Raw genomic sequence first — 19,780 nt, forward strand, 5'->3', positions numbered from 1 at the left:
ACGCTTGTGAACACGGCAGGCGCCCTTCCGCTTCATCTCGTCGGCCGCGGGGACGGCCGCTGTTGCTGAAACCATTTTTCCCCGCGGTCGCACGGGGTCGCAGGACTAAGTGTGCCCATCGGAAGCCAACCGGAACGGCAAATTCCGCTAAGTGTCAGATCTTCGTGCACCAGCGTCCGGCGAGTGTCAGATCTTCGTATAACGACTGAAGAGGAATCCTGCCTCTTCGAGGAGCGAAACGAGGGAGAAACGTTCCGGCACGGCCACGGCGGGCCCGCCGGCGATCCGCTGCGCGGCTCCGGCGGTGAGCAGCGGGGAGACCGTCAGGCAGAGCTCGTCCAGCACCCCGGCCGCCACGAACTGGCCGAGCAGGCGCGGTCCCCCCTCGGTGAGGAGCCGGCCGAAGCCCCGGTCCGTCAGCTCCGCCACCGCGCGGGCCGGCTCGACGGCGGCGCCGTCCCCGGCGAACAGGACCTCCGCCCCCGCCGCCCGGGCGGCGTGGACCCGGTCCGAGGGCGCCGCCGTACCGGTGATCACGAAGGTCGGCACCAGGGGCGAGACGAAGAGCGGGAGCGAGAAGTCCAGGTCCAGGCTCGCGCTGACGACGGCGATGGCGGGGGCCGGGCCCTGCCCGGCCGCCGCGCGCCGGGCGGCGAACGCCTCGCGCGCCCGGGCGGGCCGGTAGCCCTCGAGGCGCACCGTCTCGGCGCCCACGACGACCGCGTCGGCCAGCCCTCGCAGGGTGCCGAAGATCCGCATGTCCGTGGGGCACGAGATGCCCTGGGAGCGGCCGTCGTGCTGGGCGGCGCCGTCGAGGGTGGAGACCATGTTGGCGCGCAGCCATGAGCGCCCGGCCTCCGGATACGCGTAGGCCTCGGCCAGCTCGTCGAGCGTCCACTCGCGGTCGGCGGCGGCAGCGGCTGGGTTTGTCAGGTCCGTCACAGGGAGCAGGCGTCGCATGCCCAGCAGTCTGGCACGGCCCTTAGAGTGGAGAGTTGTGTCGTCCTCCACAGCCGTGCCGGGGCAGAGCCCCATAGCCGAAACGGCCCCGCAGTCCCTGTGCGCCCTCGAACCGCGCGTCCCCGCCGACCGGCTGGTCGCGGAGATGGTGCCCCCGCCGCGCTTCGACTCGGTGCGCTTCGATACGTACGTACCCGACCCGAACCAGCCGAGCCAGACCGAGGCGGTCGAGGTGCTCGCCTCGTTCGCGGCCGGGCTCGGCGGTGCGCACGCGACGGGCTCCGGGAAGGCGTCCTCCGGGGGGTGGTGGCGGGCGGCGAGTGCGCGGTTCGGGAAGAAGCAGGCGGCCCCCACCGGGCCGCGGGGGGTCTATCTCGACGGCGGGTACGGGGTCGGGAAGACGCACCTGCTGGCCTCCCTCTGGCACGCCACACCCGCCGATCCCTCCCTCAAGGCGTTCGGCACGTTCGTCGAGCTGACGAACCTGGTCGGCGCGCTGGGCTTCCAGCAGACCGTGCAGACGCTGAGCGGGCACCGGCTGCTCTGCATCGACGAATTCGAACTGGACGACCCGGGTGACACCGTCCTGGTGTCGTCCCTGCTCAGCAGGCTCGTCGAGGCAGGGGTGGCACTGGCCGCCACGTCGAACACGCTGCCCGGCAAGCTCGGTGAGGGCCGCTTCGCCGCGGCCGACTTCCTCCGCGAGATCCAGGGGCTGTCCTCGCACTTCCGGCCGCTGCGCATCGACGGCGAGGACTACCGGCACCGAGGGCTGCCCGAAGCGCCGCCGCCGTACTCCGACGACCAGGTGACCAGGGCCGCCTACGCGACCGCGGGCGCCGCCCTCGACGACTTCCCGTCCCTGCTCGACCACCTCGCGCGCGTGCATCCGAGCCGGTACGGCGCGCTGACGGACGGCATCACGGCGGTCTGCCTCACCGATGTGCGTCCGGTACCCGACCAGTCGACGGCTCTGCGCCTGGTGGTGCTCGCCGACCGGCTGTACGACCGCGAGATCCCGGTGCTCGCATCCGGTCTCCCCTTCGACCAACTGTTCAGCGACGAGATGCTGAACGGCGGGTACCGCAAGAAGTACTTCCGGGCCATCTCGCGGCTCACTGCGCTGGCACGTGACGCAAAGGGACTTGTGGGGCAGTAGGTTCGGGGTCGAGCGCGTGCGGGTGCCGTCCGGTGCCCGCCCGCCGCTCACAACCGCGCACACCGTCCGAAAGGGATCCAGCATGGCTACCACGCGTCAGGCGCACACGGTCTGGGAAGGCAACCTGATCGAGGGCAACGGCGTTGTCACCCTCGACTCCTCCGGGATCGGGGAGTACCCGGTCTCCTGGCCCTCCCGCGCGGAGAAGGCGAACGGCAAGACCAGCCCGGAAGAGCTGATCGCCGCCGCGCACTCCAGCTGCTTCTCGATGGCTCTGTCCAACGGACTGGCCACCGCGGGCACTCCGCCGACCCGGCTGAACACCCAGGCCGAGGTCACCTTCCAGCCCGGCACGGGCATCACGGGCATCCACCTCACCGTGGAAGGTGAGGTTCCGGGCCTCGACGAGGCGGGCTTCGTGAAGGCCGCCGAGGACGCCAAGGCGAACTGCCCGGTGAGCCAGGCGCTGACGGGCACCACCATCACGCTCAGCGCGTCGCTGGCCTGATCCCGTACGTCCCTGGGGCCTCTCGCGGCCCAGGGACACAGGGGGCACCGTGGCCCGCATGGTTCCCGCGCGCCGCGACGCGTGGTACACACATGCGGGTCACTTCACCTGTCCGCCAACAGGGAGTTGCCTCATGACATCCGCACCTCGACGCCTCGCGACGGAAACAGCGTCCCGCCGGCTCGCGACACGACGACAGATCCTGGCCGGCAGCGCCGCTGTCGCCTTCACCGGCGCCTTCACCGAACTCTTCGCCGGCACCGCCGGCGCCCGGGGCCACAGCGGCTACGGCCCGCTCCTGCCGGATCCCGACGGCATGCTCGACCTGCCGAAAGGTTTCCGCTATCGGGTCCTCTCCCGGGAGGGCGACCCGCTCCGCTCCGGCGAGGGCCTGGTCCCCAGCAACCACGACGGCATGGCCGCCTTCAGGGGCCGCAACGGCCGGGTCCATCTCGTGCGCAACCACGAGAACAGGGTCACGGGGAAGATCGGCGTCCCCACGGTCGACGGCCTCACCTACGACCCGGCAGGCAAGGGCGGCTGTACGGCCATAGAACTCGACGCGCGCGGCGAGGTCCGGGGCGAGCGCGTCGCCGTCGCGGGGACGGCCGTCAACTGCGCGGGCGGCCCCACTCCCTGGAACACCTGGCTGACCTGCGAGGAGACCGAGGACAAGGCCGGTACCAACGGCTACACGAAGGATCACGGCTTCGTCTTCGAGGTGGACGGCGCCGATCCGCGCCGGACCGGGGCCGTTCCGCTGACCGCGATGGGCCGCTTCCAGCACGAGGCCGTCGCGATCGACCCGGCGAACGGCATCGTGTACGAGACGGAGGACGCGTTCGAGAGGCCCTTCGGGCTCTTCTACCGCTTCCTTCCCGAGAAGCCGCTCGGCGGGACGGGCTCGCTGCGGGCAGGCGGCGCACTGGAGGCCATGCGGGTGCCAGGGGTGCCCGATCTGTCCCGGATCCAGGAGACCGGTGCGCGTTTCGACCGGGTCGAGTGGGTCCCCGTACCGGATCCGCAGGCGGCCGGGACGCCCATCCGGCACCAGGACTTCGGACCGAAGGGCGTCACCCACGCCCAGAAGCTGGAGGGCTGCTACTGGGGCGGCTCGTCGGTGTACTTCGTCTCCAGCTACGCGCGCAGCGCGGAGGGTTCGGCGGCCGACCACTTCGGCCAGGTGTGGCGGTACGAACCGGAGCGGCGCCGGCTCACGCTGGTGATCGTCTTCGGCCCGGACACCGACGTGCAGCTCCCCGGCGAGTCCCCGGACAACATCTGCCTGGCCTCCGGGGGCGGGCTGATGGTCTGCGAGGACGGCGGCGGCGCACAGCACGTGCTCGGGGTGACGCGGCGCGGCGAGGTCTATCCGATGGCGCGGGGGCGGCAGAACATCGGGACGGCCGAGGAGCCGGAGTGGGGTGAGTTCGCCGGCGTCACGTTCTCGCCGGACGGCAGAACCATGTTCGTGAACTGCTACACGCCGGGAACCACCTTCGCGGTGTCGGGCCCCTGGCGCTGACCGGGTTCGGCAGACGGGTGATCCGGGCCGGCCGCGCGCCGGCCCGGAGTGCCGTGGACGGCAGCTGATCCTTTGTCAGCTAGCGTCCTTCGGTGATCAAATCCGTTCGTACGATGATCGTTCTGTCTGCTGTGGGTGGGGCCGTTCTGAGCGGGGCGCTCGTCGGCTGCGCAGGGTCGGGGACCGTGCGGGCCGGAAGCCCGGATGCCGCGCCCTCCGGCGGCGTCGCGGCCGCGCCGTCCGGAGGTTCCGCGCTCCCGGCGGCCTCCCCCGAGCCCGAGTCCGAGCTTGAGCCTGAGTCCGCGGCACGGTCGGCGACGGGGTCCGCGAGCCCGTCGCCGGCCCTGCGGAGCGAGCCGCCCGTCCTGGCTCCCGGACCCGCCGGACTCACGCCGGTCTTCGAGCGCCGCGCGGAGAACGCCCCGTCCCGGAGCGGCACCGACAAGGTCGTGGCGCTCACCTTCGACGCGGACATGACGGCTGATCAGGGGCCACGGGCCGCCCAGGGCGAGCACTTCGACAACCCCGGGCTGATCGCGTCGCTGCGCCGGCTGAAGATCCCGTCGACCGTCTTCATGACGGGCCGGTGGGCGCAGGAGTACCCGGCTCAGGCCCGTTCGATCGGCACCGATCCCCTGTTCGAGATCGCCAACCACTCCTTCAGCCACTACGCCTTCGCCTCGCCCTGCTACGGCCTGCCGGCCGTCGCGAAGGCCGACATGCGCAGAGACGTGGACCGGGCCTTCACCGCGATCCGGAAGACCGGGGCGCGCAACGTCGTGCCGTACTTCCGCTTCCCCGGGGGCTGCTACGACGACGCCTCGCTGAAGGCCCTGGCGCCCACGGGGGTGACCGCGGTCCAGTGGGACGTCGTCAGCGGCGACGCCTTCGCGACCGACGCGGACGCGGTGGCCGAGCAGGTGCTGGACGGGGTGAGGCCCGGGTCCCTGGTGGTCATGCACTGCACACGCAGCGCCGCGCCCGTGACCGAGGAAGCCGTACGCCGGATCGTGCCGGAGCTGCGTGAACGGGGCTACCGCTTCGTCAAGGTCTCCGAGCTCATGCGCGGCTGAACGGGACGCTGCGGCGCGCCCGGTCCTCGGGCGGGGCGCCCGGGCCCTTCAGACACGCCCGGCCTCGTCCCGCACGCCATGCCCGTCAGCCGGAGCAGGCCGTGCGTCCCGCTTCCTGCCAGGCGCACACGGGGCACAGGGTGCTGCCCTTCGTGGACTCCGGGTACTCGGTCGGCTTCCGGCACAGCACGCACTCGGCGTACGGCGGTCCCGCGTCCTGGGGAGCGGGGGCCGGCCCGGGCGTCTCGCAGTAAGCGTCGTCCATACCGCCGAGCGTACTCACTCGCGCAGCGAGGCGATCCGGGACGTGAGGGCGGCCACCGTCACGGCGACGGCCAAGGCCACGCCGAGCGGCAGCAGGGGCACCCGCACCGCGCCGGTCGCCGACCCGGAGACGAGGCCGGTCACCGCCTCCCGGGCGGGCGAGCCCCTGCCCACGAGGGCGAGCAGCACACCGAGCAGCGTCACCAGCAGCGACCATCCTCGGCGGCGCAGGACCGGGCGGGAGCAGAGCGCCCCCACGGCGGTACCGAGCAGGGCGCAGCACGCGGTGGCGAGCAGCCCTGCGAGAGCGGCGGGCGGGAGCGGCACGTCGACGGTGTGGCCGGTGCTGGAGGGCTCGCTGATCAGCAGCGTGATCCCGGTGCCCGCGACGCCCAGGGCGAGCGCGCTGCCCAGGGCCGCGAGCAGTGAGGCGACGTGCGCGCGCGAAGGCCCGGCGGCCGACGCGGTGACGGTCCGGGCGGCTGGCGGCTCCTGGGTGACACAGAGCCGGGCGAGCCAGGCGGCGACCGGGACCAGCGCGGCGGCGGCGTAGCCGAGCGAGTCCAGGACGGGCTGCCCGGGTCGGAGGCCGACGCCGAGGACTGCCGCGTACAGGAGGACGGGGGCGAGCCAGCGCTGTGAGCGAGCCAGCAGAGCGACGTGGTAGCGCGTCGGCGCGGCGACGAGGCGCACCGCGGGACGGGGCGCGCGCTCCGGTGCACCGCCCGGCGGGGACACCTGCGCCGGCGCGGCTGCGAGCGACGGCACGGGCGCAGGCGCACGCGAGGGCGCGGACGAAGACGGCGCAGCGGGCGCAGGCGCACGCGAGGGCGCGGACGAAGACGGCGCAGCGGGCGCAGGCACGCCTGTGCGCTCCGGCGTGGGCACGGCCGCCCGTGCGGCCTCGGCGCGTGTTCCCGCACCGGCGGCCGGCTCCGGCAGCAGGCCTGTGGCCGCGACGGCCGGAACAGGGTCCGGAAGCACGAAGACCCCCGTGATGTGCCAGGGCGGCCGGACCGTGAGCAGGGTGTGGAGGACGCTGTCCGAGTACGCCGCGGTCGTCGTGAGACGGAGCAGCCGCGGGTTCCCGGGATCGCGTTCCACCACGGGCGTGCCTGGCAGCCCGCCCGGCACGGTGGCCGATGCCACGCCCGTCGCCTCGATCCGGACGCCTGGTCCGGGGTCCGCGGCGGCGGAGCCGGCCGGAGTGAGGGTGAGCCCCTCCAGCCGGTACGCGAGGCCGGCCGATCCGGCGAGCCGCCGAGGGTCGTGGTCGACGAACACCACCGTGGCGCCCTCGGCGACCCGCTCGGCGACGGCCCGGTCCAGTTCGCCCCGGGCGCCCGTGTCCAGGCCGGTCCACGCCTCGTCCAGGACGAGCAGCTCCGGTCGTGCCAGGAGCGCCTGGGCGACCGCGACCTTCTGGCTGGTGCCCTTGGAGAGCTCCGCCATGGGCGTACGCGCGTGTCCGGCGGCCCCGAACCGCTCAAGCCACTCAAGCGCACGCGCGGCGGCCTCGGCGCTCGGGAGACCGTGCGTCCGGCCCATGTGGACGAGGTAGCCGAACGCCGTGAACGGCAGCGCGGCGGGGAACCGCTCGGGGACGTAAGCCGTGCGCGGCCGGCCGGTGATCCGCCCCTCGGTGGGCGCGTCGACCCCGGCGAGCAACCGCAACAGGGTCGACTTGCCGGTGCCGTTGACGCCCTCGACGCGGACCAGGGTGTGCGGAGGCAGGTCCAGATCGACACCGCGCAGCACCCAGGGCCCCCGCAGCCCGTACCGTCGGCCCACTCCGCGCAGGATCAATGGGCCGACGCCTTCTCCGGCTTGAGCTCGCTGGGACGTACGATCACGAACCCCTCGCCCTGGAGCATCAGCTGGACCGCCTCGCCCGATCCGCCGCGCACCATCGAGCCGAAGCTCTGCGAGCGGTGCAGGGAGGTGGAGAGCTGCGCGCTCCAGCCGACGACCGCGTCCGTGTCCACGTACACCGGCTGCTGTGCGGTGACGGGAATCACTATGGGCTGGCCGTCGCAGATGAGGCCGAGCTTCCCGTATCCGCTGAAGACGCTGTTGAAGAGGCCGCCACCGGTCATACCGGCGCCCTTCACGGTCTTGATCTCGTAGGACAGGCTCGCGTCGAAGCAGAGGACGTTGCGGCCGTTGATGGTGAGGACGTCGCCCTGTTCCATCTCCACGATGAAGCAGTTGGCCGCTTCGTGGGCGAACCACGCCTCGCCCTGACCGGTGACGGCCATCAGCGCCAGCCCTTCACCGGTCACCGCACGCTTGAGCATGCCGCCTATGCCCTGGCCCTTGCGCTCGAACTGCAGATTGCCGCGGAAGGCGATCATCGACCCCTGCCGCGCGTGCATCTCGCCGTTGACGGCGTACTTGATGGACTTGGCGTTCTGCAGGGTCATGCCGGGGGCCGTGGCCTGCTGAGCCATGTGCTCGCTGGAAAAGAGGTCGCTCTTCATGGCGTGCATCCTCACCCGGAGGCAGTTGTTCCGCCAAGAACGAGTCGTCGCGGGGCCTGGCAGACTGGGTGCGTGAGCAGCGACAGCATCCCTGAGCCCCTTCCCGTACCCTCCGCGACCCCCGCCGACAGCCCGTTCCGTACGGAGCCGACGGCCCGTGACGAAGCCCCGCAGTTCGTCCTGCCGCTCGTCGTGCACATCGAGAAGGCGGACCCCCCGGCGCGCAACGACGCCCTGGTGACCGCGGCCCGCGCGGTGCTCACGATCCTCTCCGACCCCCGCTCGCTCGGCGAGGACGAGGGGGCGGGCGAGGGCGAGTGGGCCCAGGCCATGCGCGACTGGCAGGACGCCAGGATCCGCAAGGTGGTGCGGCGGGCGCGCGGCGCGGAGTGGCGCAAGGCGTGCACGCTCCCGGGGATCACGGTCACCGGCGAGCGAGCCGAGGTCCGGGTGTACCCGCCGGTGCCCCTGGACGGCTGGCCCAAGGAGCTGGCCAAGCTCCAGGTGTCTGGCACGGACCTGGAGGACGCCGAGCCCCCGGCCGCCCCCGCCCTCGACGGTCCGGTGCTCTGGATGAGCCCGGAGACCGGCATGTCGGCGGGGAAGGCGATGGCGCAGGCCGGGCACGGCGCGCAGCTCGCCTGGTGGGAGCTGTCGGACACCGAGCGCAAGGCATGGCGCGAGGCGGGCTTCCCGCTCTCGGTGGCCACCCCGGACGCCGGTCACTGGCGCGAACTGGCCGCGAGCGGACTGCCGGTGGTGCGGGACGCGGGGTTCACGGAGATCGCTCCGGGGTCCAGCACGGTCGTCGCCGACCACCCGGCGCTGCGCCACTGACCCGACCGGCGCCGTGCCACTGACCCACCCGGCGGCGCGCCACCGGGTGGCGGGGCGGGCCCGACCCGCCCCGACGCTCCCCCGTCGCGCAGCTTCCTCCCACCCGGCTGAACACTTCTGCGCCGATCTACGTATCTCCTCGTACTGCCACACCGGCATTACCGCCAAGTAGGTGGAACGCCGGTCCAGTTGGCGGTTGATTCGAGCTGATACGCACCGGCCCGGGAGACATCTTGCTGCGACGCATCAACGGAACGGCCCTCATCATCGCCGCACTGGTGGCCACGATCGGCGCACTCGCCTTCCCCGTGTGGTCCTACGCCGACCGCTCAGGCACCGGCGCGGCCAACCTGAACGCGTCCAGCGTGGCCACCCAGTGGGGCCCCCTCTCCGCGACGGACCGGGACTTCCTGGTCAAGGTGCGGCTGGCCGGACTGTGGGAGCTCCCCGCGGGGCAGCAGGCGATCGAACGCGCGCCGAGCGAGGCGGTGAAGCTCGCCGGTGACCACCTGGTGGTGGGCCACACGGACCTGGACCGGCGGGCCCGGGACGTGGCCTCGAAGCTCGGGGTGGAGCTCCCGAACCAGCCCACGGAGCAGCAGCAGGGCTGGCTCCGGGAACTCACCGCCGCCGGCGGCGACGAGTACCAGCTGAAGTTCGCCAACCTCCTGCGTGCCGCGCACGGCAAGGTGTTCGCGCTGATCGCACAGGTCCGGCACACCACACGCAACTCACTGATCAGGCAGCTGGCCTCCGATGCCAACCAGACGGTGCTGGACCACATCACCGTGCTGGAGCGCACCGGTTTCGTGGACTTCGACGGCCTGGCGCGCGAAGCGGCCGGAGCTTCGACGGCCAGTCCCTCGGGGCCGCCCGCGCCGTCCGGCGGCGTACCCCAGGTGCCGGTGCCGGTGACCCCGAGCGGCGACCAGTCGTTCACGTCACGCCCCGTGCCCCCGACGATGGCCCCGCTGCCCCAGCCGTAGCGCCCCCAGCCGTTCCGGCGGCGGCCGGAGCACGGGGTTCGGCCGCGGTCCCGGCGGCGGACGTACCGGCGGTTCCCCCGGGGCCGGTCCGTTCCACCCGGACGACTCCGGGCACCGCCGCGTCGGCGAGGCGTGACGGACCGGTGGCCGGAGTCGGGTGTCACTCATCCACACCGGACCGCGTTCCTCGTCGCGGGGACGCAGCTCCGGCGGGAGTGGGAAGGAGTCGTCATCCCGGGGCCACAGGTCCGGCCGGGTGTCCTCGCGGCCGTACGGCTCGGGGTCGGGCCAGTCCTCCGGATGGCGCCGCTTCCGAGCGGCCGGCACCCGGTTCCGCAGGCGGATGCGGGACCGGCCGACCCGCCGCGGAGGTCCCGATCGCATGACGGGCGCCGTGAGCAGCTCCGGGAACCTCAAATTCAGCTCTGAACGTCCCTCCTTTCGGATTCACCGCCGCGTGGCGGGGCCATGACCCCTGCACAACGGGGAGGAGACACCATGAAGCTGGGAGTCGGGATCGGCTGGCGGCCGGAGATCGCGGACGCCGTCGAGGCTCTGCCGGGGATCGACTGGGTCGAGGCGGTGGCGGAGAACATCTGCGCGGACCATCTCCCCGCGTCCCTGGAGCGCCTCCGGGAGCGCGGCGTCACCGTCGTCCCGCACGGTGTGGCGCTGGGCCTGGGCGGGGCCGACCGCCCTGACCCAGCCCGCCTCGCCGGACTGGCCGCACGGGCCGCCCTTCTGGGCGCGCCCCTGGTCACGGAGCACATCGCCTTCGTACGGGCCGGGGGGCCGCTCACCGCCTCGCCGTCCCTGGAGGCGGGGCATCTGCTGCCGGTGCCCCGGACCTGGGACGCGCTGGAGGTGCTGTGCGAGAACGTACGCATCGCGCAGGACTCGCTGCCCGTGCCGCTGGCCCTGGAGAACATCGCCGCGCTGGTCTCCTGGCCGGACGAGGAGCTGACCGAGGGCCAGTTCCTCGCGGAACTGGTGGAGCGTACCGGGGTACGGCTGCTGATCGACGTGGCCAATCTGCACACCAACCACGTGAACCGTGGCGAGGACCCCGCGACCGCCCTCGACGAACTGCCGGTGGAGGCCATCGCCTACGTCCACGTGGCGGGCGGCGTGGAGAAGGACGGCGTCTGGCACGACACGCACGCCCACCCCGTGACCCGGCCCGTCCTGGACGTCCTGAGCGAACTGCGCTCCCGCGTCGACCCGCCGGGGGTCCTGCTGGAACGTGACGACGACTTCCCGCCGGCCGGGGAACTGGCCGGGGAACTGACCGCGATCCGCGGCACGCTGGCGAAGGCGGCAGCCGCTCCGGCGGTGCCCCGTCGAAGCCCTGAGGTGCCGGAGGAGCCGCCCACCCGGCGAGCGGGGGCCCGCGACCGGGTCGCCGTCGCCCAGACCGCGCTGCTCTCCTCGCTCGTGGCCGGCACTCCCGCACCGGAGGGTTTCGACCGCCGGCGCCTGGAGGTGCAGAGCCGCGCGCTGGCCGCCAAGCGCGCCGACGTCGTCGCCAGAGTGGCGCCGGAACTGCCCGAAATCCTCGGTGACGGTTACCGGAAGGCGTTCCTCTCGTACGCCAGGAACCGGCCGATGTCCGGGGGCTACCGCCACGACGCGCTCGGGTTCGCCGAGCACCTCCTGATCACCGGCCGGCCGGCCGACGAGGCGGCCCGGCGGAGGCTGACGCGCTGGTGGCAGGAGCGCTCCGGCCCCCGCCCCCCGCGCCGGGCAACCCGCCTGGTCCACGCCGCCCGTGCAGCCCTCCTCGGAAAGTGACCGCGATGAACACTCTTGCGCTCGTATTCACGCTGGCCGTGGCCGTCTCCTCGGTGTTCCTGGTCGCCGCGAGGCGCCGCGCCGCCCTGCTGGACGGCGGCGACGCTCAGGTGCACGACCTCTTCGAGGAGGCCTTCCTCAAGGGCGGCCCGGCCAGGGCCGTGGACACCGCACTCACCCGCATGTACATGGACGGACGGCTGGCCATCGGCGGGCCCGGTGTCGTCGCGGTCCGGCGGGACGAGGCACGCGACGCGGTGGAGCGGGCCGTGCTCCAGGAGCTGGCCACGGCCCCGAGCGGCGCGCTGCACACCCTCCGGGAGAACGTGATGCGGCACCCGGCGGTACAGGAGATCGGCGACGGCCTCGCCGCCCGTGGACTGCTGGTCGCACCCGATGAGAGCCGCAGCCGCCGCACCTGGGGGCTCGTCCTGGGCATCGGGTGCATCGTGGGCTTCCCCGTCAGCATCGCCCTGACCATCACGCAGTACGCCCTGCACGACGGCTACTCGGACATCCCGTTCCCCTTCTTCCTGAAGGTCCTGCCCGCACTCGTGGCCGGCGCGGTCGTCGGTCTCGTCACCGCGTCGGCGGCGAAGTCCCGGCTCACCGTGGCGGGGCGCTGGGCAGCCGACGGCTTCCAGGAGGCCAATGCCCATGTGACCGACCCGGCCCACCTGGTGGCCACCCGAGGGCTCGGCGCACTCCCCGACCCCGAGCTCCAGGGCCAGTTGACGGCCGCTGCCCGCCAACGGTCCTCCATGCACCCCTCCTCCTCGTCCTCCGCGTCGTCCGCTTCCGCGGCCACGTTCGTGCCGGTGATGTGGTGCGCGGGGGTGGGCCCCGGCGGAGGCGGCTGCGGAGGTTCCACCGGTGGTGGCGGCGACTCAGGGACGGGCTCCTCCTGCAGTTCGGGGTCGAGTTGCGGGAGCAGCGGCTCCAGCTGTGGGGGCGGGAGCAGTTCGAGCTGCGGATCGAGCTGCGGTTCGAGCTGCGGCAGCAGTTCCTGAGACCCGGCCGCGGCCCCGCGCCCCCTCGTCTCGGGGCGTCGGGGCCGGCGGGCCGGTGCGGTGCGGTGCGTGTGGCGGTGCCCCGTACGCCCGGATCCGCACGCATACAGATTCGGCATCCATACGGATTCAGCCACCGATGACCGCCCGTGACCGAGATTGGTCCATATCGTGAACAAGGCATGGCGCTTCCCTGCCGGTTTCGCATAGAACTCCGCCATGCTCTGGGTTCTGCTTCTTCTGGTGGCGTGGAGCGCCGCCGCCGTCACCTGTATCCGGCTGTGCCTCGTCACCGCGGGTGCGGCCCAGCGGCCGCCGCACTCCGCACCGGCGCCCGTCGCCCCTGAACTCAACCTGTACGAGACGGCGTTCCTGGCCGGCGGCCCGCACCGGGTCGCCGATCTGGCCCTGGTCTCCATGCATCTGCGGCGCCGGCTGCTGCTCGCCCACACCGGCTGGGCCACGGTGGTCGACCCGGAGGGCCGGGACGAGGTCGAGCGCACCGTGATCCGCGCGATCGGCCCGGAGGGCCAGTCCCGGATAGCTCCGATACGGGCCGCCGCGGCGGCGGCCGAAGCCGTGCGCTCCCTCGCCGACCGCCTCGTCGCGGCAGGACTCGCCGTCCCCCACGGCACCCGGACGAGCCTGGAGTCGGCCGTACGCGCGGTTCGGGGCGCCGCCGTGCTGGTCGTGGTCCTGGCCGCCACGGCCCTGCTGATGCCGGGTCAGGAGACGGACTGGGCAGGCCCGGTGGTGGCGTGGTTCGGGCTGCCGCTGGTGCTGACGCTGGGCTGTCTGGCCATCGCCCGGGTGGAGAACCATCCGTACAGCCCGTGGGCCTCGCCGTCCGGGCAGCGCTGGCTGGACTCCCTGCCCGCGCCGGTGCACGGCGCGGACCGCGACCTGCTGGCCGCGGTGGCCGTGCGGGGCGTGGCCGCCGTGCAGGATCCGGCGCTGCGGGCCGCGCTGCTGAGCGGGGCCCGCACCGGCGGATGACCCGTATGGACGTGAGGACGCCGCAAGGGCCGCCCCGGAGGGCGGCCCTTGCGGCGTGCTGTCCAGTTGTGCGGCCCGGGACACATCGGCCTGGGACGGCGAGATGGAGCGGCCCACGGGGAGGAATGGCTGACTCCCCCGCGCGCCGCGGCGCTTCGCCGGCCCTCGGCCGATGTGTACCCGGTACCGGACCCGGTGTCGCTGGAACGACGGGCGGCGTCACACGCGCCGTTGCCCGCCAACTGATCTTCCGGGTCGGGATGACCGGAAACGCTGGCTATGCGAGTCCGGCCACCAAGTCTGCGACGGACTTCCTGCGTCCGGTGTAGAACGGGACCTCTTCACGCACGTGCAGGCGCGCCTCGGAGGCGCGCAGGTGACGCATCAGGTCGACGATGCGGTACAGCTCGTCGGCCTCGAAGGCGAGGACCCACTCGTAGTCGCCGAGCGAGAAGGAGGCGACCGTGTTGGCGCGCACGTCGGGGTAGCCGCGGGCCATCTTCCCGTGGTCCGCCAGCATGCGGCGGCGGTCCTCGTCGGGCAGCAGGTACCAGTCGTAGCTGCGCACGAAGGGGTACACGCTGATGTAGTCCCGCGGGGTCTCGTCGGCCAGGAAGGCCGGCACGTGCGACTTGTTGAACTCGGCGGGGCGGTGCAGCGCCATGTTCGACCAGACCGGCTCGAGGGCGCGGCCCAGCTTCGTGCGCCGGAAGAGGTTGTACGCCTCCTGGAGCTCGTCGGAGGTCTCCGCGTGCCACCAGATCATCAGATCGGCGTCCGCCCGGAGACCGGACACGTCGTAGGTGCCGCGGACCGTGACGTCCTTGGCCGCGAGCTGGTCGAACAGCTCCTGGACCTCGTCGGCGTAACCGGCGCGGTCCAGCGGAAGGACGTCCTTCAGCCTGAAGACGGACCACAGGGTGTAGCGGATGACCTCGTTGAGGTCCTTGGCCTTCTTGCCTGCGTTCGGAAGCTTTTCTGGCGCACTCATACGGCTATTGTCCCGCCTCGCTCCGCGTGCCCCGAACCCGGGTCGGGGTGTTGTCGATCTCCCCCGTGGAGTGGCCCTCGAGGTCCGCGGCGATCTCGTCCGCCGCGCGGTGGGCGCTGGCGACGCAGGCCGGGATCCCGACCCCGTCGTAGACGGCTCCGCACACCCGCAGACCGGGCAGCTTGGCGACCTCGTCACGGATCCGGGCGACCCTGCCGAGGTGTCCGACGGGGTACTGGGGCAGCCCGCCGATCCACCGGGTGACCTCGGTGTCCACGGGCCGAGCCGTCAGACCGGTCGCCGCGGCCAGGTCCCCCAGGGACACGTCGACGAGTTCGTCGTCCTCGCGGTGCAGGTGCTCCTCCTCGCCGTAGCGGCCGACCGAGGTCCGCAGCAGGAACAGATCGGGGGCCGAGTCGGCGACCCACCGCCACTTGTTGGTGGAGAAGGTGGCGGCCTTGATCGTGCGGCCGTCCACCGGGGGCACGAGGAAGCCGGAGCGCCCCTGGAGGGCTCCGGTGCCCGCGAGGTCGGAGCGCCGGAAGGCCATGGTGACGAGGGCCATCGAGGCGTACTCGACGGCGGCCAGCTCGACGGAGGCTGCCGGGCACTCGGCGGCGAGCAGCGTGGACGCCGACCACGCGGGGGTGGCCAGGACGACGGCGTCGGCGGCGATCACCCGGCTGTCGGTGCGCACGTCCCAGCCCCGCGCCGACCGGGTCAGGCCGAGCACGGGGGTCTCGGTGAGGATCTCGGCGCCCCCGGCCCGTACGGCGTCGGCCACCGCGCCCGGCAGGGTGCCGATGCCTCCCTCGATGCCCTGGAAGACCGGCCCCGTCTGCTGCCGGGCGGCGGCCCGCTCCTGGATGCGGAGCACGCCGTCGAGGAGCGGGCCGCCCTCCTTCACGGCCTCGAAGAGCTGGGGCACGGCGGCGCGCATGGAGATCCGGTAGGCGTCACCCGCGTACACCCCGCCGAGCAGGGGCTCCACCAGCCGGTCGACGACCTCGCGGCCGAGCCGGTCGGCGACGTACGCACCCACCGCGACGTCGTCGCCGACGGCGGTCGGCGTGAGGTCACGCTCCTCGGCGATCCTGGCCAGGCCCTCGGGCGAGAGCACGCCGCTGAGCGCCGCGGGGTCGCCCGGTACGCCCATCACGTGGCCCTTGGGCATGGGCCGCAGGGCGTCGCGGGTCCAGACCGAGGCGGTGGCGGTCGCCGGCGGCTGGAGCCGCTCGCCGAGGCCCACGGCGGTGGCGAGCCCGACCGCCTCCGGGCGCCGCGCGAGCATCGACTCGGCACCGAGGTCGACCTGGGTGCCCGCGATCTCCCCCGTCATCAGCTTGCCGCCGAGCCGCTCCGTCGCCTCCAGGACGGTGACGCGGAGGCCGGAGGCCAACAGCCGGTGGGCGGCGGCGAGTCCGGCGATGCCACCGCCGATGACGACGGCATGGCCCGGACCTGTGGTGTCGCGCTGAAGAGGACGCTGCATGGGTCCACTCTCTCAAACCCTTACCGAGTCCCGAACGTGACCACTTCGAAACCGCCCGACGGCAACCCGCACAAGGGTCTCCTACGTCGAACCGGCACCATCGACAACGACCCTCGGGGGGACACGTCATGCCTTACGGACACCGCACCGGCAGTCATCCATCCACTCGTTCCGGACCGCGGCGCTCACGCGTGCTGGCCGCCGCCGGCCTGCTCGTGGTGCTCCTGGGCACCGGTGCGTGCGGGGCCGGCTCGGACGGCGGTTCGCAGGGGCTCGACTCCGCGTCCGACAAGAAGGCGGCGGCTCCCGCCGCGGGGGGAGCCACCGACCAGGCCGCGGGCAAGGAGGCCGACCGTTCCTCGTCCACGCGGAAGACGGACTCCGCGGTCGCGGTCCATGTCATCCGCACGGCCACGCTCGACGTCGAGGTGAAGAGCGTGCCGAAGGCGGTCGCCGCGGCCCGGGCCGCCGCCGAGGGGGCCGGCGGACTCGTCGCGGACGAGAGCACCGAACGGCTCGACGAGGAGCACGACGTCTCCCGTCTCGTCCTGCGCGTACCCCAGGACCGGTACGACGAGGTGCTGCGCGGCCTCTCGGGGTCGGGGAAGCTGCTGTCCCGCACGTCGAACGCGAAGGACGTGACCGGGGAGGTCGTCGACGTCGAGAGCCGGATCGCCACCCAGCGGGCGAGCGTCACCCGGGTCCGCGACCTGATGGACAAGGCCGTCAAGCTCACCGACGTGGTGGCGCTGGAAGGAGAACTGAGCACCAGGCAGGCCGACCTGGAGTCCCTGCTCGCCCAGCAGGCGTCCCTGAAGGACCGTACGTCGCTGGCGACGATCACCCTCGAACTCAGTGAGCCGTACGAGGAGGGCAAGGACCCCGAGGACGAGGACACGGGCTTCCTGGACGCCCTGGCCGGGGGGTGGGACGCGTTCCTGACCATGCTCCGGTGGATCGCGGTCGCCATCGGCACCACGGCTCCGTTCCTGGCCGCCTCGGTCGTGCTTGCCGTCCTGTGGCGGCTGCTGCGCGGCCGCCTGCCCAGGCGCCGCAGGGCGCCCCAGGCGCCGCCGCAGACCCCGCCGGCCGCGTCCGGCGAACCCTCGCAGACCCCGCGGGCCACACCGGCCCCGTAACCGCCGTAGCGTTGGTCCCCGATCTGCACACGGCGGCGAAGGGACCCGGCATGGCGGCGGAACGACTGGTGGTCGTCGGAGGCGACGCGGCGGGCATGTCCGCCGCGTCGCAGGCCCGCAGGCTCAAGGGGCCCGGCGAGATGAGCATCGTCGCCTTCGAGCGCGGCAACTTCACGTCGTACTCCGCCTGCGGCATCCCCTACTGGGTGAGCGGCGACGTCGACGGCCCCGACGACCTCATCGCCCGTTCGCCCGAGGAGCACCGGGCCCGTTCCATCGATCTGCGCACCCGCACGGAGGTGACGGAGATCGACGTCGCCGGGCGGCGGGTGCGGGCGCTGGACCGCGACAGCGGTGAGACGTACTGGACACCGTTCGACAAGCTGGTGATCGCCACGGGCGCCCGGCCCGTCCGTCCCGCGCTGCCCGGGATCGACGCCCCGGGCGTCCACGGGGTGCAGACCCTGGACGACGGCCAGGCGCTCCTGGACTCGCTGGACCGGGCCCCGGGGCGCCGGGCCGTCGTGGTGGGCGCGGGTTACATCGGGGTCGAGATGGCCGAGGCGATGCTCAAGCGCGGCTTCGAGGTGACGGTGCTCAACCGTGGCGCGCAGCCCATGGCGACGCTGGATCCGGACATGGGGCAGCTGGTCCACGACGCGATGGACGGGCTGGGCATCACGACCGTCAACGGCGCCTCGGTCACCCGGATCGACACGGGCGAGGACGGCCGGGTCACGGCGGTGGCCACGGAGCAGGAGACCTATCCGGCGGACATCGTGGTGCTCGGCATCGGCGTCGAGCCGGAGACCACCCTGGCCCGCGAGGCGGGTCTGCCGCTGGGCCCGCACGGCGGCCTCCTGACGGACCTGTCGATGCGGGTCGTCGGGCAGGACGCCATCTGGGCGGGCGGGGACTGCGTCGAGGTCCTGGACCTCGTCGCCGGACGCACCCGGCACATCGCGCTCGGCACCCACGCGAACAAGCACGGCCAGATCATCGGCGCCAACGTCGGCGGTGGCTACGGCACGTTCCCGGGCGTGGTCGGTACGGCGGTGAGCAAGGTCTGCGACCTGGAGATCGCGAGGACCGGACTGCGCGAGAAGGACGCGACGGCGGTCGGGCTGCGCTTCGTGACGGCGACGATCGAGTCGACGGGCCGCGCGGGCTACTACCCGGGGGCGAAGCCGATGACGGTGAAGATGCTCGCGGAGTACCGCACCGGACGGCTGCTGGGCGTGCAGATCGTGGGCCGTGAGGGGGCGGCGAAGCGCGTGGACGTCGCGGCCGTGGCACTCACCGCCGGGATGACGGTGGAGGCCATGACCGCGCTCGACCTCGGATACGCCCCGCCGTTCTCCCCGGTGTGGGACCCGGTCCTGGTGGCCGCCCGCAAGGCCGTCTCGGCGGTGCGGGCGAGCCTCCGGGAGGACGTCTGACTAACGGGCCGTCTGCTCGTGGACGTACTCCACCAGGCGCGTCAGGGCCGCCGGGTCGGTGGACGGCAGGACGCCGTGTCCCAGGTTGAAGATGTGACCCTCGAGCCCTGCGGCGGCTTCGAGCACCTCGCGGGTCTTCGCCTCGACCGCCTCGGTCGGCGCGAAGAGCACCGCCGGGTCGAGGTTGCCCTGGAGTGCCTTGCCGGGACCGACCCGGCGGGCACCCTCGTCCATCGGGACGCGCCAGTCCACGCCGACCACGTCCGCGCCGGCCTCGCCCATCAGGCCGAGCAGCTCGCCGGTGCCGACGCCGAAGTGGATGCGCGGGACGCCGTACGGGGCGACGGCGTCGAAGACCTTCGCGGAGGCCGGCATCACGGAGCGGCGGTAGTCGGCCGGGGCCAGGGCCCCGACCCAGGAGTCGAAGAGCTGGACCGCGGAGGCGCCGGCCTCGATCTGAACCTTCAGGAAGGCGCCGGTGATCTCCGCCAGCCGGTCGAGCAGATCGGCCCAGAGCTCCGGCTCGCCGTACATCATGGCCTTGGTGCGCTCGTGGTTGCGGGACGGGCCGCCCTCCACGAGATAGCTCGCCAGGGTGAACGGCGCACCGGCGAAGCCGATCAGCGGGGTGGCGCCGAGCTCCGCGGTGAGCATCCCGAAGGCCTCGGTGACGTACGGGACGTCCTCGGGGGTGAGATCGCGCAGGCGGGCCAGATCGGCGCGGGTGCGGATCGGCTCGGCGATCACCGGGCCGACGCCGGGCTTGATGTCGAGGTCGATGCCGATGGCCTTGAGGGGCACGACGATGTCGCTGAAGTAGATCGCGGCGTCGACCTTGTGGCGGCGCACGGGTTGCAGCGTGATCTCGGTGACCAGCTCCGGCATCATGCAGGAGTCGAGCATCGCGATGCCCTCACGGACCTTCAGGTACTCGGGCAGCGACCGCCCCGCCTGACGCATGAACCAGACCGGCGTGTGCGGCACCGGCTCGCGGCGGCACGCCTTCAGGAACGCCGAGTCGTGGGTGGCGGGGGTCACTGGCAGGCCCGAGGACGGGCCCTCCCCCGATCGGACGGAGCTGAGCTCTTGGGGAAGGTCGTTGGCACTCACGCACAGAATCTTCGCACGGA

Annotated in this window: 18 protein-coding genes; 11 read left to right on the forward strand and 7 right to left on the reverse strand. The window is 72.9% G+C overall.

What is annotated here, in order from left to right:
• Positions 1 to 186: 186 nt before the first annotated feature.
• Positions 187 to 960 carry a pyrimidine reductase family protein gene (locus ACFYQ6_RS14150; RefSeq protein ID WP_361583879.1) on the reverse strand — a complete coding sequence of 258 codons (774 nt, stop codon included), beginning with the start codon at positions 958 to 960 and terminating at the stop codon, positions 187 to 189.
• Positions 961 to 997: 37 nt separating this feature from the next.
• Between ACFYQ6_RS14150 and zapE the strand changes: the two genes are divergently transcribed.
• The 4 genes from zapE to ACFYQ6_RS14170 all read left to right on the forward strand — a co-directional run bounded on the left by zapE (position 998) and on the right by ACFYQ6_RS14170 (position 5,225).
• Entirely contained in the window at positions 998 to 2,119 is a 1,122-nt protein-coding gene (gene zapE / locus ACFYQ6_RS14155; protein ID WP_361583877.1) for a cell division protein ZapE, read from the forward strand.
• Positions 2,120 to 2,201: 82 nt separating this feature from the next.
• Complete coding sequence (locus ACFYQ6_RS14160; protein ID WP_356746051.1) at positions 2,202 to 2,627, forward strand: OsmC family protein; 426 nt, start codon at positions 2,202 to 2,204, stop codon at positions 2,625 to 2,627.
• A 133-nt stretch (positions 2,628 to 2,760) separates the two neighbouring features.
• The gene (locus ACFYQ6_RS14165; RefSeq protein WP_361583874.1) at positions 2,761 to 4,152 is read left to right on the forward strand and encodes an alkaline phosphatase PhoX; all 1,392 of its coding nucleotides are present in this window, start codon (positions 2,761 to 2,763) and stop codon (positions 4,150 to 4,152) included.
• A gap of 113 nt (positions 4,153 to 4,265) precedes the next feature.
• On the forward strand, positions 4,266 to 5,225 hold the full coding sequence (locus ACFYQ6_RS14170; RefSeq protein WP_388763080.1) for a polysaccharide deacetylase family protein: 960 nt from the start codon (positions 4,266 to 4,268) through the stop codon (positions 5,223 to 5,225).
• Positions 5,226 to 5,310: 85 nt separating this feature from the next.
• Here ACFYQ6_RS14170 and ACFYQ6_RS14175 read toward each other — a convergent pair whose 3' ends face one another.
• Genes ACFYQ6_RS14175 through ACFYQ6_RS14185 form a run of 3 tightly spaced genes read right to left on the reverse strand, consistent with a single transcriptional unit; the run spans position 5,311 to position 7,969 of the window.
• Positions 5,311 to 5,490: a hypothetical protein gene (locus tag ACFYQ6_RS14175; protein WP_361583869.1), complete on the reverse strand. Its 180-nt coding sequence runs from the start codon at positions 5,488 to 5,490 to the stop codon at positions 5,311 to 5,313.
• Positions 5,491 to 5,504: 14 nt separating this feature from the next.
• Positions 5,505 to 7,280 (reverse strand): ATP-binding cassette domain-containing protein, encoded by a 1,776-nt coding sequence (locus ACFYQ6_RS14180; RefSeq protein ID WP_388763081.1) that lies wholly within the window; start codon positions 7,278 to 7,280, stop codon positions 5,505 to 5,507.
• Positions 7,281 to 7,291: 11 nt separating this feature from the next.
• Positions 7,292 to 7,969: an AIM24 family protein gene (locus ACFYQ6_RS14185; protein ID WP_361583863.1), complete on the reverse strand. Its 678-nt coding sequence runs from the start codon at positions 7,967 to 7,969 to the stop codon at positions 7,292 to 7,294.
• 72 nt (positions 7,970 to 8,041) lie between these two features.
• On the opposite strand from ACFYQ6_RS14185, the gene ACFYQ6_RS14190 reads away from it, so the two are divergent.
• The 5 genes from ACFYQ6_RS14190 to ACFYQ6_RS14210 all read left to right on the forward strand — a co-directional run bounded on the left by ACFYQ6_RS14190 (position 8,042) and on the right by ACFYQ6_RS14210 (position 13,589).
• Positions 8,042 to 8,806, forward strand: a complete 765-nt coding sequence (locus ACFYQ6_RS14190; RefSeq protein WP_361583860.1) for an aminoacyl-tRNA hydrolase — start codon at positions 8,042 to 8,044, stop codon at positions 8,804 to 8,806.
• A gap of 236 nt (positions 8,807 to 9,042) precedes the next feature.
• Positions 9,043 to 9,792 carry a DUF4142 domain-containing protein gene (locus tag ACFYQ6_RS14195; protein WP_388763422.1) on the forward strand — a complete coding sequence of 250 codons (750 nt, stop codon included), beginning with the start codon at positions 9,043 to 9,045 and terminating at the stop codon, positions 9,790 to 9,792.
• Between the two features lie 498 nt (positions 9,793 to 10,290).
• Entirely contained in the window at positions 10,291 to 11,583 is a 1,293-nt protein-coding gene (locus ACFYQ6_RS14200; RefSeq protein ID WP_388763083.1) for a DUF692 domain-containing protein, read from the forward strand.
• A 5-nt stretch (positions 11,584 to 11,588) separates the two neighbouring features.
• Positions 11,589 to 12,593, forward strand: a complete 1,005-nt coding sequence (locus tag ACFYQ6_RS14205; RefSeq protein WP_388763085.1) for a TIGR04222 domain-containing membrane protein — start codon at positions 11,589 to 11,591, stop codon at positions 12,591 to 12,593.
• A 219-nt stretch (positions 12,594 to 12,812) separates the two neighbouring features.
• The gene (locus tag ACFYQ6_RS14210; protein ID WP_361583853.1) at positions 12,813 to 13,589 is read left to right on the forward strand and encodes a TIGR04222 domain-containing membrane protein; all 777 of its coding nucleotides are present in this window, start codon (positions 12,813 to 12,815) and stop codon (positions 13,587 to 13,589) included.
• Between the two features lie 277 nt (positions 13,590 to 13,866).
• On the opposite strand, the gene hemQ is transcribed toward ACFYQ6_RS14210, so the two are convergent.
• Positions 13,867 to 14,580 carry a hydrogen peroxide-dependent heme synthase gene (gene hemQ, locus ACFYQ6_RS14215; RefSeq protein WP_277331306.1) on the reverse strand — a complete coding sequence of 238 codons (714 nt, stop codon included), beginning with the start codon at positions 14,578 to 14,580 and terminating at the stop codon, positions 13,867 to 13,869.
• A 4-nt stretch (positions 14,581 to 14,584) separates the two neighbouring features.
• Complete coding sequence (gene hemG, locus ACFYQ6_RS14220; RefSeq protein WP_361583850.1) at positions 14,585 to 16,072, reverse strand: protoporphyrinogen oxidase; 1,488 nt, start codon at positions 16,070 to 16,072, stop codon at positions 14,585 to 14,587.
• A gap of 128 nt (positions 16,073 to 16,200) precedes the next feature.
• Here hemG and ACFYQ6_RS14225 point away from each other — a divergent pair, with 128 nt between their 5' ends.
• Positions 16,201 to 17,211: a DUF4349 domain-containing protein gene (locus ACFYQ6_RS14225; protein ID WP_388763087.1), complete on the forward strand. Its 1,011-nt coding sequence runs from the start codon at positions 16,201 to 16,203 to the stop codon at positions 17,209 to 17,211.
• A 50-nt stretch (positions 17,212 to 17,261) separates the two neighbouring features.
• Positions 17,262 to 18,650 carry an FAD-dependent oxidoreductase gene (locus tag ACFYQ6_RS14230; protein ID WP_388763088.1) on the forward strand — a complete coding sequence of 463 codons (1,389 nt, stop codon included), beginning with the start codon at positions 17,262 to 17,264 and terminating at the stop codon, positions 18,648 to 18,650.
• On the opposite strand, the gene hemE is transcribed toward ACFYQ6_RS14230, so the two are convergent.
• The gene (hemE, locus tag ACFYQ6_RS14235; RefSeq protein ID WP_388763090.1) at positions 18,651 to 19,760 is read right to left on the reverse strand and encodes a uroporphyrinogen decarboxylase; all 1,110 of its coding nucleotides are present in this window, start codon (positions 19,758 to 19,760) and stop codon (positions 18,651 to 18,653) included.
• Between the last annotated feature and the right edge of the window lie 20 nt (positions 19,761 to 19,780).

Origin of the sequence: Streptomyces sp. NPDC005494 (assembly GCF_042872025.1) — a bacterium.
Taxonomy (GTDB): Bacteria; Actinomycetota; Actinomycetes; order Streptomycetales; family Streptomycetaceae; genus Streptomyces.